The organism is Staphylococcus sp. HMSC061G12, from assembly GCF_001838465.1.
In the GTDB taxonomy this organism is placed as follows: domain Bacteria; phylum Bacillota; class Bacilli; order Staphylococcales; family Staphylococcaceae; genus Staphylococcus; species Staphylococcus simulans.
On the sequence record NZ_KV837022.1, the window covers coordinates 1 to 13,395 of the forward strand.

At 35.2% G+C, this 13,395-nt stretch carries 9 protein-coding genes; 6 read left to right on the forward strand and 3 right to left on the reverse strand.

Features of this window, described 5'->3' with window-relative positions; translation table 11 throughout:
- The 3 genes from HMPREF2937_RS02195 to HMPREF2937_RS02205 all read right to left on the reverse strand — a co-directional run.
- Positions 1–2,229, reverse strand: a 2,229-nt coding sequence (locus HMPREF2937_RS02195; protein ID WP_142351387.1) for an SdrD B-like domain-containing protein, incomplete at its 3' end; no start/stop codon positions are given.
- A gap of 572 nt (positions 2,230–2,801) precedes the next feature.
- Positions 2,802–3,995 (reverse strand): YSIRK-targeted surface antigen transcriptional regulator, encoded by a 1,194-nt coding sequence (locus HMPREF2937_RS02200; protein ID WP_070863950.1) that lies wholly within the window; start codon positions 3,993–3,995, stop codon positions 2,802–2,804.
- Positions 3,996–4,523: 528 nt separating this feature from the next.
- Positions 4,524–5,543 (reverse strand): amidohydrolase family protein, encoded by a 1,020-nt coding sequence (locus tag HMPREF2937_RS02205; protein ID WP_070863951.1) that lies wholly within the window; start codon positions 5,541–5,543, stop codon positions 4,524–4,526.
- Between the two features lie 605 nt (positions 5,544–6,148).
- On the opposite strand from HMPREF2937_RS02205, the gene pgsB reads away from it, so the two are divergent.
- The 6 genes from pgsB to HMPREF2937_RS02230 all read left to right on the forward strand — a co-directional run bounded on the left by pgsB (position 6,149) and on the right by HMPREF2937_RS02230 (position 13,322).
- Positions 6,149–7,306 carry a poly-gamma-glutamate synthase PgsB gene (pgsB, locus tag HMPREF2937_RS02210; protein WP_002480094.1) on the forward strand — a complete coding sequence of 386 codons (1,158 nt, stop codon included), beginning with the start codon at positions 6,149–6,151 and terminating at the stop codon, positions 7,304–7,306.
- A 2-nt stretch (positions 7,307–7,308) separates the two neighbouring features.
- Positions 7,309–7,761: a poly-gamma-glutamate biosynthesis protein PgsC gene (pgsC, locus tag HMPREF2937_RS02215; protein WP_002480095.1), complete on the forward strand. Its 453-nt coding sequence runs from the start codon at positions 7,309–7,311 to the stop codon at positions 7,759–7,761.
- A gap of 14 nt (positions 7,762–7,775) precedes the next feature.
- Positions 7,776–8,846 carry a CapA family protein gene (locus HMPREF2937_RS02220; RefSeq protein ID WP_002480096.1) on the forward strand — a complete coding sequence of 357 codons (1,071 nt, stop codon included), beginning with the start codon at positions 7,776–7,778 and terminating at the stop codon, positions 8,844–8,846.
- Entirely contained in the window at positions 8,836–9,012 is a 177-nt protein-coding gene (locus HMPREF2937_RS13625; protein ID WP_002480097.1) for a hypothetical protein, read from the forward strand. The genes HMPREF2937_RS02220 and HMPREF2937_RS13625 overlap by 11 nt, the downstream gene beginning before the upstream one ends.
- Positions 8,999–10,597 carry a gamma-glutamyltransferase gene (locus HMPREF2937_RS02225; RefSeq protein WP_002480098.1) on the forward strand — a complete coding sequence of 533 codons (1,599 nt, stop codon included), beginning with the start codon at positions 8,999–9,001 and terminating at the stop codon, positions 10,595–10,597. The genes HMPREF2937_RS13625 and HMPREF2937_RS02225 overlap by 14 nt, the downstream gene beginning before the upstream one ends.
- Positions 10,598–10,724: 127 nt before the next feature.
- Positions 10,725–13,322, forward strand: a complete 2,598-nt coding sequence (locus HMPREF2937_RS02230) for a YfhO family protein (protein WP_060804661.1) — start codon at positions 10,725–10,727, stop codon at positions 13,320–13,322.
- Positions 13,323–13,395: the final 73 nt, after the last annotated feature.

Below are 13,395 nucleotides of genomic sequence, written 5' to 3' on the forward strand. Positions count from 1 at the left end.
ATAGTCACCTAAGTTGTATGTCGCTGGAACTGGTTTATAGAATCCTGAATCGATTGTAAAATCATCTGCACCATTAATAGTTACGTTTGCAACTAGACCATTAGAATCTTTCGCTCTATCATTGCCAGCATCCGCTGTTGTCGCTACATAACCTTCTGGTGTTTCAAATTCTACAACATAGTCTCCATTTACAAGGTTGTTAAATAAATAGTTACCATATTCGTCAGTTGTAGCTGTTTGTAATACTTGACCAGCTTTATCTTTTAAAGTAACTTTAACACCTGCAAGCGGTTTTTCATTTGTTTCTTGAATACCGTCTTGATTGATATCCTCCCAGACATAATCTCCTAATTTGTACGCTTGAACTACACCTTCACCCGTACCACTACTAGATTCAGTTATAAAGGTATTTCCGAAGAAGAATGAAGCTCTTCTACCAGTCGTATCTTGTGCAAACATTGTATCTGTTGTTGTTAACTGCGTACCACGTGTTGGATCGTATTTAGAATCTACAACAACCACATAAGGATCACTGATTGCACCGAAGCTTACTTCTAATTCACCACGTTCATTTGTATATACTCTATTATTTTTATAAAATTCTGGTGCTAAATCTTGATATTTAGAAGCATCAAAAGCATAACTATCTGTTAAATCTGCTTTATTCGGTACTTTATAAATATGAAGTTGCGTAGTATTAATATCTAAAATAGCATTACTATTCTCATCTTTTGGAGCTAACGTTAAGAAAGCTTCACTAAGTGTTGTATCTGTAGGATTCACATATACAATTTGTTGGAAATCTTTTGTTTGTCCTGAAGCATCTACACTTGTGATCATTGAACCAATTGAAGCTGGATATACTCCCTGCTCATGTGAAGCATAATTATAAGTAATTCTAGGGCTATATTTCTCACCAGCGATATCATAATCCAACGTATACGTTCCTGATTTTGAAGCTGTAGTTCTATCAGTAAATTGTGTTAAGTTGAATTGACCTGAGATATCTTGTTTATCATTAACCCAATCTGTAAATGTATATGTTAATGTTTTAGTATTTGTATCATATACACCCTCGGCAATTGTGAAACCTGTTGCTGTTACCAATGATGTTGTAGCTTTGTTATCTAAATTTTTATAGTTTAAGTCCCCATTAAATGTTGCATACTCAGGCATTTGAACTGTAAAGTAATCTCCGCCTTTAACTGCTTTGTCGATTACATAGTCAGCTGTTAAACGGAAGTTTCCACTTTGGTTAGGGTCAATTTGAGTTTCACTGATTTGAGGATTTGTAATTGTAACCAAATTATTTACATTAGCGCCTGTTTGCGTTACTAATGTGTTTGTTAAAGTATCAGCTGCACGTGTTGCTATTCTGAAAGATGGTGTTGTTTCTGCTGTAGTTTCAACTGTGTTTGCATCTTTGTTTTGAGATGATTGTTGTAATAATTTAGCTGCCGCTACATCTGGTGAATCTTGTGGTGTGACGCCTGCTTGTGCTGCTAATGCTTCATTACCCTGCTCAACAACTGAATTTTCAGGTTCTGAAGCTGTAATTTTTTGAGTTTGTGGCACTTCTGTTGTTGAGGGTGCTGTAACAGGTTCAGAAGTTGTTGGTGCTGCTTCAGGTGTTGGTTGTACAGGTGTTGTTGGTGCTTCAGCGCCTTGAGCTGATGGTTCATTAACTTTTGTTGTTGTCGCAGGTGCCTCTGTTTTTGATACTTCTTTTGGTGCCGACGTAGTAGTTTCTTCTTTAGGTGCTGCTGTTGAACCTTCTGTAGCTTTAGGTGCTACTTGATCGTTTGTTGGCTCCGGTGATGAAGGTTGTGCTTCAGGAGCTTTAGTTGTTGTGTCTGGCTGAGTTGCTGTGTCTGGCTGAGTTGTTGCTTCTGTTGTTGAATTTTCAGTTGATGGTACAGACACATTTTCTTCAACTGCTGGTGTTGTTGTATTATCTACTGTTGTATCTTTTGGCTGTGTATTTGTTTCGCTCGTATTTGCTGTAGTATTTTCACTTGATGACGGTGATGGTGTATTATCATTAGGCGACGTTACGCCCGCTTCATTAGTTTGGCTTGAAGATGTAGTTTCCTCTGCTGCTCTTGCTTCATGTCCTAAACCAAATAACAAAGTAGCCCCTACGATAATTGATGCCGTTCCGACCGTAAATCGACGGATTGCGTATTTATTTTGACGTCTCGCGTCAAAACCATTTGATTTGTTTTTCATGAATTTCTCCTTTCAATAACAAAAATGCATTTGTTGTTTATAACCCTAAACTTAGTAAAAAAAGCCGCACTAATTCGAAATGCTCCTGTAGAACGTCGGAGAAGAACTAGTGTTTGAAATAGACAGACTCTTCATCCCTGGGGACTCACTTAATGAGTAGGAAGCACTAACAAATTAGACGACTTACTGTAATTATATTTAAAGCAACCTTTAAAATATTGTATTAAATAATGGAAAATGTACTAATTTCTTTAAAAAGTAGTTATTCATCTTTCTATTTTTTAAATATAGCAATAGTACTTAGAATCCTTGTGTTTGGTTAATACCAATTTCTATTTTCTCAAATAAAAACATTAAATTTATTATATAAAAAAGCCGTACTAACTTGCATTGCACGTGTAGTTCGTTGGAGAGGAACACGTAGTTAGAAATAACAACTCTCCATTCATGAGGACTCAAATGAGCAGAGTGCAATAACAAATTAAACGACTTAAATATAATGATATTTAATTTTAAATCATAAATATAGTAAGAAATGACGGAAATGTATCAATACTCTTAAAAATCACTTGTTATAACTTATTATTTCTTCGGTACTGTGTAGGTGTCATTTCAAATTCTTTTTTAAATTTCTTACAGAAATGAGAAGAATCTGCATAACCTAACATTTGGGAGATTTCACTGATGCTTAAGTTACGATCTAATAACTTTTTAGCATCTTCTAGTTTTGACTTAGTAATATACTTTTTAACTGTCATACCAAGTTCATTTTTAAAGTTTAAATTTAAGGTCGTTTGGCTAATGTTAAATTCTTTAGCAATCGACTCTATCGTGATTTCATTGTAAAGATTCTGGTTGATATAGTTGAGAATTGAAGATAAAAATGGGGAGAGCTCTTCATCCACGATTTCACCTATTTTTTGAGTGAAAAATACGATAGCGCCATTTCTGACTTTCATAATTTCCGAAAAGTTTTTAGCGGCTTCATTGTCAATAATCATTTGGTCTCTCGTGCGGGTTGCTTCTAATACATCCATGCCTGATTCTATTGCGAGTTGTGATAATTTTTCAAAAACGATAATCGAATAATTCTTCTCACTACGAATAGAATCTCTTTTGCTTGTTGGCATGATTCCTCCTTCCAAATCTGATAGAGATTTCTTCAACTTTGTTATAGAACCTTGTCTAACTAAATCCATCACTTGCTTTTCATACTTTAATTTATTCTTTTCGTTTTCATTTTCAATAAAAAATAATTTCTCTAACCCAGCGTCGTCTAACATTTTCTGCAACTTTTCTACATAGCTATGTATAGGCTCAAAAGTCGGGTCTGATTGACGATCTAATGTAAAAAGATAGTGCACTAATTTAATAATGTCTCTAATGTCTTCTAGAGAATAGAGCTTTATTTCTGGTGCATAATCATTGATTGCCTTTTTAAATTTAATGCTGATGTTTTGTTGTTTTAAAAAGTGTGTAAAGAAGTCGTCCGGTGGTAAACAATGGACATTAAACGGACCAAACAGATAATGCTTGTCCTCAAAGTTATGAAGTAGAAATACTTCATTCATGGCACCTGTTAAAATATAGTAATTATGCCTTTTCTTTTCATCTTCAACAGATTTAATAAGATCTAGTTCGTTATATTGCGGGCTTATCATTTTCTTCGATGTATACTCCTGTATCTCATTCAGATTAGAATCGTATGCTTTAACATTGATACCTAAACATACATGAAGCGATTTTAATATTGCTTTTTCTTTCATTTCTAATCAAAGACCTCCTAGTTGTTACGAAGTTTCTCTTGCCTCACATTAATATCATAATAGCAAATCGAAATATTTAATTGTACATATTATAAAACATTGTATGTTTAAAACATACAATCGCTCACAAGTTGTATTTTAACAATACTGTCATTACAACCTTATCGCAAGCAAACGTTTTCCTTAAATTATCAATAACCTTTCTAAATCTTAAATATGTTTATCATTAATCTTAAATTATTTGATTAAAACAAATAAGTATAACTTTAAATTATTATAACCGAACATAAAAAGTAGAGCCTGTCAGAAATAGAGGCTCTACTTATATCTTTACGAAATATAGACGTCATTATTTACGTAAATTCAAACGCTTTTTTATTATACTTGATTTGTCAAGTATACTTTATTTCATAGACAATAAATACCTGAATGTTTCACGTCAAACCAAATCAACTTTACCTGATCTTTTCATCAAATGTTCAAACTTATTGTACTTATTTTTGTTTTATATAACATAATGCAGTTTATTTAATCTTGCTCTGTATCAACGTTAAATAAACGTTCCGCATTTTGATAAGCAATTTTAGCTTGTTCTGTTGGTGTGAGATTCAATTCATCTAAGAATGTCGTTAATCCCTCTGGTTTTATATACGGGTAATCCGATGCATATAAGATACGATCAATACCGAAATAGTGACGTATCATTTCAAATTGAGGTCTCGATAACATCCCACTCGGCGTGATGTAGAAGTTATTTTTAAAATACATACTGATAGGTTGTTTTAAATGTTCTGATATGATTGCTTGATCCATACGCTCTAAGAAGAACGGCACAAATTCTCCCCAATGGCCGAGGATGATTTGTAGATTCGGATAACGGTCTAATAATCCTGAAAGCACTAATCTAACCGCATGAATCCCTGTCTCCACATGCCAACCATAGCCAAATGACGCAAATATTGATGCAGTGACGTCATCATAGCTTGAGCTATTATAATAAGCTTGGTAGACCTCTGATTTAATCGGTGCTGGATGTAAGTAAATAGGTACGTTTAATTCTGCAGCCGCTTCAAATATCCCCTCATACTTTGGATGATCCAAGAACGTACCGTCTTCTCCTCTTCCTGCAATCAACGCACCTTTAAGCCCTAGTTCTTTTACACTTCTTCTTAATTCTTGTGCTGCTGCTTCTGGTTCATTAATCGGCAATACCGCCAAGCCTTGAAAACGTGTCGGACGTAAGTCCACATACTCTCCTAACACATCATTACATAACTGACATAATTCAATTCCTTCCTGTCCTGTTAAGAGTGAAGGTGCTTCTTTACCATAAGATAAAACCTGCATACGTACGTTATTGTCATTCATAAATTTCATACGCGTTTTATGTTGGTCTAGATCATCTTCACCATGAAAGTCAGTCTTTTCTTCTAAAGCTGAAAGCATTGTTTCTAACGGTACACCTTTAGGATCTTTCGAAACTAAATTCCTCACTTTTTCTTGTACATCTGTCAGTATATAGTGTTCTTCAACCAAAATCGTTTCCATTTTTTTCTTCCTTCTCTCTTCTATATCGTTAATAATCTTTTCCCGAGTTACCTTACATATATGCGATAAGCTTTTCAATAGTTCGTTCTAAGCTGGTCTGTCTCAAAATAAATTCCCATAAGATTATCTTACTTAACATAGTAGTTAATTTTCATAAACTTTCCATTTTCAATGGTAAATGCCATCTCCAACTTACAAAATTTTCTATACCATACATCGCCGCATTAAGCTTGATACATTTAAAATAGTTCCGTTTTTGTGTAATTATAAATTGATACATATAAACTATTTTTTAGATTTTAATAGTAATAATTAAGAATATTACATAGATTACAAATATTACCGTTGTTAAACAATAATGGAGACCTTTATAAAGTGAGACCTATCAACTTTTTCCTGAGTTTTTGTAGTGCCTGTTATAAAATTGTCACATTTGCCTGTATATTATGACATTTTAATCATTTAATGATGATTGATAGGTTTTAACTAAAATCTATTACATTTTTCTAACAAATAATAAACATTCTTACATTTTAGTAAAATTAGATTTTTTTTAATATTTGATATGTTAATCTGTTCGGGGATAAAAAAACGAGGTGAAAATTTTGTTATTAGTAATCATATTTTCCGCATTGATTTTAGTACTTGGCATTCGTGAAATGCATGTACATAGAAAACGTATCAAACAGATCCCGATACGTATCAACATTAACGGTATTCGCGGTAAATCCACCATTACTCGATTAATCTACGGCATCTTACGAGAAGATAACTACCAAGTTATTGGTAAAACAACAGGAACTGATGCCCGAATGCTGTATTGGTTTGATGAAGAAGAATATCCAGTCGTTCGTAAACCTCAAGGTCCGAACATCGGAGAGCAAAAAGATATTTTGCAGAATGTCATCGACAACAAAGGTAAAGCCATCGTTAATGAATGTATGGCCGTCAATCCAGACTATCAAATCGTCTTTCAAGAAAAGTTATTAAAGGCGAATGTGGGTGTCATCGTCAATGTCATGGAAGACCATATGGAAACTTTAGGTCCGACATTAGATGAAGTGGCAGAAGCATTTACCGCAACAATTCCTTATAACGGAAAACTTGTCATCATGAAAGACGATTACACAGACTTCTTTAAGAAAGTCGCAGATAAACGCAACACTGAAACGATTGTCGTGGACAGAGATAAAGTTGAAGAAGATTTACTTCGAAAATTTGACTATATCGTCTTCCCTGACAATGTCGCGATTGCGATGGGTGTCGCAAAAGCAATCGGCGCCAATCCAGATGTCGCAATTGAAGGTATGTTGAACGCACCGCCTGATAGTGGCGCAGTACATATACACTACTATCATAAGAACGATACTAAGAACATCTTCGTTAATGCCTTCGCCGCAAACGAACCTCAGTCATCTAAAGCGATTCTCCAAAAAGTAATCGACTACAAATATCCCTATGAAAAGAAAGTCATTATTTTGAATTGTCGTGGTGACCGTTTAGATAGAACAAAACTCTTTGCTGAAGATTTCATTACTGACGTAGACTTCGACACGTTGATTTGTGTCGGCAAGAGTACGCAGCTTGTGACAGAAGTCATGAAATCTCAACCAGATAAAAAATACTTGAACTTTGAAGGAAGACCTTTCGAAGAAGTAGAACAAGCAATCTATGAGGAATCCAAATCGGCACTGGTATTTTGTGTCGGCAATATTCATGGTAACGGCAAGAAAGTCGTGAATTTATTAGAAGGGATGGATTAATTTTGGTAGGTTCAGAGCTGTATTTCTCATTATTTGTAGGTATCGTACTCAGCTTGATATTCGCTGAGAAATTCGGTATCAATCCTGCAGGGCTCGTAGTACCTGGTTATTTAGCTTTAATATTTGATCAACCTATTATGTTGCTGTCAGTACTGATTATCAGCTGTCTGACATACTTCATTGTGGCACACGGTATTAGTAAAGTTGCTTTACTTTATGGACGTAGAAAGTTCGCCGCAATGATTTTAACCGGCATGATTATAAAATTCGTTTTTGACTTGATATATCCACTGACCCCCTTTGAGGTCGTGCAGATATCCGGTATCGGTATTGTCATTCCAGGCATTATCGCGAATACCATTCAAAAACAAGGTACAATCACTACGTTAGCTTCATGTATGCTGCTGACTTGTATCACGTACGTCGTGTTATTCGCATATAGCTTTATCAAATAAGAAGGAGTTAGAGTATGGCTAACAAGCAACGTTTCAATATAGAGAATTGGATTTTAAAGAAATCCAAAAATCAAAAGAAGCATAATTCTAAATACATGTTAGTTGTGTCTATCGTTGCGCTGATACTACTCATAACGCTCATGGCCACTGCTAAAACACATAAGGTCGATGTCTTCGCTAAACATAAAGATGATATTCACTTAGCTTACTTCGGTAATGTCAATTTGAATAAATACATCAGACAAAGTGACTTAGATGATATGTTCGACCCCATTCACAGCATCATTAAAGAAAGTGATTATGCTTCAACTAGCTTGAATATCAATCGCGTATCTAAAAATCCATCTAAGAACGTCAAAAAGAACTTAGATAATATCGCATTTATGAAATCACTTGGCTTTACAAATCTTAATTTGACCAACAACGCAGTAGACCTCGCAGATATGAAACAAATTGAAAAACAAGCCAATCAAAAATACGGTTATAACTTTTTAACCGGTAATGGTTCAAACCCATTAAACAGTAAAGTATCTCATAAGACGATTCATGGTAAGAAAATTGCGACTGTGTCATTTACGGACATCAACTCAAAATATACGAATGCGAATAAAGCCACAACATCTATCGCGTTAGATCCGAAAATCTTTGTTCCATTAGTGAAAAAACTTAAAGAAGAAAATGACATGGTTGTTGTCAATGTAGACTGGGGTATTCCAGATGAACCCCATGTCACAAGCCGTCAGAAGACTTACGGTCACGCCCTAGCAGAAGCAGGTGCTGATGTGGTCTTAGGCCATAATACAGTGATTCAAAAAATTGAAGAACATCAAAATACACCAATCTTCTACAGTTTAGGTAATGTCACTTCAGATGATTTCTTATCTGAGAATAAAAAAGGCTTAGCGGTTCAACAATCATGGGATGGAAATCGCAGTGACTTCATGATTACACCGATTAAGACTTCTGGAGATAAAATCACCAAAGATAATATGAATGTCATAGAAAAAACAAAACTAAAAAATCGTATTTCTCACCCATCCATCAAACTTAAAGATACTAAAGGAGGCTACTATTATGAAAATTAAGAATTACTTATTATATGCGGCTATTGTATTGATCATCGCCAGCATTTTCTTAATGATTATTCTCAGCAATGCGAATGAACCTTTAGATAAATATGAAAAGCATGATTTAAAAACTGAAAAACACGTGTCTTTCAATGGAGGTCATACCTTCCATGAACATTTATAGTAAAAAGGTACTGACAGTTATATTTATCATCACATTGCTGGTATCTACTGTCTTCTACTTTGTAAATAAAGAAGACCAAGTCGATAAAGATGAACTTTATGAAAATAAATTAGCCTCTCAAAATCATAAAGACGCTAAAAAGAAATACGGTGTCGCAACGAACAATAAAATTGCGAGAGCTGTCGGAAATAAAATTATTCAAGAAGGCGGAAACTCAGCCGACGCAGCTTACGGTGTTGCTTATACTTTAGCAGTTACTGAACCTTACGCTGCAGGACTCGGCGGTGAAGGTACGTCATTGACGTATGATGGAAAAAAGGGGTCCAAACCTACTGTCTATGACTACAACACAGTTTCTGGCTATAACTATCAAAAAGGCGACGAAGTCGGTGTACCTGGTTTTGTTCAAGGTATGCATGACATGCACGAAAAAGAAGGTCATATGAGTGAAAAGAAAATCTTAAACTATGTTATTCCACTTGCTGAGGATGGATTTCAAGTCAACACTGACCTTGCAAAACTCCTTTCTAAATATAGTGGGAACTTAGATAACAACTCACCTTTCTTTAAAAAAGAGGACCAAGTCGTACAAAATGGCGACGTCGTTAAACAAGAAGCTTTAGCTAAAACATTAAAAGGGATTAGAGATCACGGTCCAGATTATTTCTATAAAACACAAGGACCAAGCATTGCTAAACAAAGCGGGAGTCATTTAAGCGAGAAAGATTTCACTGACTATAAAACACAAACGAAACAACCACTTTCAACTAACTATCTGAATAACCAAGTCTATACGTCACCTAACCCGACCAGCGGTATGTTGACACTTCAAGGTCTGAAAATTGATCAGTCTATCAATGGTAACTTAGGTGAAGAAAAACGAAATGACTTTATTGAAAGTGTTATCGAAGCAAGAAATGTAAACTTTAAAAATAGATATTTAATCAATGATCAAGCAAAAAATGACACTAAACATACAGGAGATCATTATTTATTAAAACGTGCTGAAAAGTACAAGAACATTAAAAATCAATTCGGTTTACAAGGACAAGTGAATACAGCTGGTTCACACTTTGTAGTTGTTGATAAACAAGGCCGCATGACAAGCTCAACAAACACACTCAACAACTTCTTCGGTTCTGGCGCTTATACGAAGCAAGGTTTCTTTATGAACAATGCTTTAAAACGTTTCTCAGATTCACCAGATAGTGATAACCATGGTGACAAACATAAATCACCGCGTTCATTCATCTCACCTACCATTGTGGTTGGTAAAGATTATTACTTCGGCGGCGGTACACCAGGTGGTAATAAAGTACCGACTCTTATGCAAGAAAACTTATCTAATTACTTACGCGGTAAAGATTCACTGCAAGAAACAATTGATAAGCCGCGCTTCTATAATGACGGCAAAGATGTCTATTATGAAGACGGCATGAGCGACCAAGACCTTAAGACGATTAAAGACTTAGGTTACAATCCTAAAAACAGTGCAGACAATCCAAACTTCGGCAGTTTCCAAGGTGCAACTTACTTCAAGAAAGACAAGAAAACAGAAACAGGACATGATGTTGAAGTAAGATAGTGTGAATTTATTGCTGTATCAATTGTAATTTTAAACCCATCACAAACAAGGGACTGAGATGACGACATAAAAGTTATCTCAGTCCTCATTTCTTTAAAAATCTATTGACTAAAGGAGGCTGAACATAATGCGACGCGATCATCCCATGCTCAAACGTTTTCTATTGATTTTACTCTTGAGTATTGCACTAACTACACTAGTCTTTATTCCTTTCTTTATGAATGCGGCAAAAGGCATTGCGTTCATTAGTAAAGGCGATGGGTTTTCACAGTTAGTTCCTTTCCAAAAGTATTTATATCATCAATACACACACTTCAGAAGTTTTTATGATGTTTCATTCGGCTTAGGCGGAGATTATACAAAAGGCTTATCTTATTACTACGCAACGTCACCTTTATTATTGCTATACTTCGGTATCGTCTATATTGGTGAACAACTCTTTAATCTGCCTGCGCACAGTATACAATTTTGGGCTGCCAACCAGATTTTCTTGAGTTATATTCGTGTAGTATTCACAGTCTTAACAAGTATCTATTTCTTTAGATACCTTAATTCCAACCGTTTCTTCGTCATACTTGCAACGTTAATGTATGCAATTTCTGTAGTGACGATTTACTTTAACTTTACCTGGTCATTTTATGGTGACGTACTAATCTTGTTGCCGTTATCGTTATTAGGCTTAGAACGTTTCTTTCAAGCGCGCAAAATCGGTTTATTTATCTTTGCGATTGCGGTCACGTTATTCTCTAATTTCTACTTCAGTTATTATGAGTTTATTATTCTAAGCTTTTATACTTTATATCGCATTATTTGGCCATACCATAAAGACATTGTCCAACGCGTACAGAAGCTTTATCTTTTAATTATTGCGGCAGTACTCAGTTTAATGATCGCAAGTCTCGGTTTTTATACAGGCGTTTCAGCAGTTATGGCTAATGACCGTCAAATCAATCCAAACTTAACACTTTCATTACTCATTGATTTCAAAGAAAAATATCATATGTTTTCTGACGGCTTTTACATCACAATTTCAACACTGACATTCATCGCCTTATTTGCATTTAGATTATATAAGCATTATTTCTATCGCTTATTTGCGATTTTAACTTGGATTATGCTGATAGGATCACTAACACCTTATTTCGATAGTTTCTTTAATGGCTTTTCATTGCCTGCACGCAGATGGGTGTACATTTTAGGACTTTCATCCAGTGTCTTAATTGCATTATTCTTACTTCATCTTTCTGAAGTATCTATCAAGCAATACCTATACACAGCCCTTGGCTGTGTCGTTGTCATGTTATATATGTATACACAATACGACGGTAATAATACATGGATGTGGGTCACACTGGTATTAATGATTTTCCTATTTATCTGCTTGTATCAACCACACTTGTTGAAGCGAAAAGCCACCTACATCGCAATTGTTTTACTGGTATTCATTCAACAATTGGTAATGATACAAAATTATCATGATACACATATGTCTATTTATGAACGTCCGATTGCTTCTATGAAAGAAGACAATTACAACAATGCTAAACTGCAACATAAATTTGATCAGTTGCAACGAGAGAAAGATCCATTCAGTCGTATTGAATATCTCTCATTCCCTGCACAAAACTCACCTTTAATTTATGGCTTTAGAGGAATCGCACTATACTCTAGTCTGTTTAATGGAGATATTTTAAATTACTATGATAAAACAATGCAGATTGCACAGCCGATTGATAAAAATAGTAACTATCGCTTTTTAGGTAATCGCGCTAACTTAATGGCATTGTGGAACGTACAAGACCGCTTCAAAAACCCAATCGACCACAACCGCCCTTATGGTTTTGAACCGCAATCCACAATTAAAGGAAAGAAAAATAAATACGAACATTCATCATCAACGATTGATTACCCTGCTACTCACATCACAGATAAAGTCTATGATAATAAAAAATTAAAAACACCAATTGAGAAAGAACATGCGATGTTAAAAGGTGTCGTCTTAGATGACGCTACGCCAGCGACTCACAAAACAGAACATAACATCAACTATAAAGACCAAATCCAGGAAGAAGCTGATGATGCACGCTGGAATAAAACAGACAAAACCTTAAAAGTTAAAGAGAAAAATGGCGGTATTGATTATACCCTTCCAAAATCAATGACTGATAAATATAAAGATTTATATTTTGAAATTGAACTCGAGCTACAGTCACCAGATAAACCACACCGAGTTAAACTAAATGAATTCACGCAAAACCGCAGTTCACTCGGTTACTCTTATCGTCGTGTGGTTAATCCATTAACTATTCGTATCAAAGCCGATGATAAAGTGCGATTAAACTTACCTAAAGGCAATTACCGTTATAAACTTAAAGGTGTCTACGGTGAAGATTATCAAGCGTTGAAAACTGCATCACGCTCAGTTGACCGTGTCAAAATCAAACCTACATCTCACGGCTATACCTTTACAAAACAACCACAAGATCATGGTTATTTAGTCATCCCGACACCGTACGAAAAAGGTATGCATGCGACAATTGATGGTAAAGAAGCCGAAGTGAAAAAAGGTAATGGTATTGAAACAGTCATTCCTGTTAAAAAAGGTCAAAAACACATTCAGCTTTCTTACACACCACCTTATCTTTATCCACTATTAATCCTTAGTGGTATTGGACTGATTCTGGCTATCGGCTTTACTTGGTTTGTTCGTCATAAAACTAAATAACTTCATTTAATATCGAATGATTCACTAAAGAAGCAGCGGCACCTTTTAGGCCGCTGCTTCTTTATACATATTC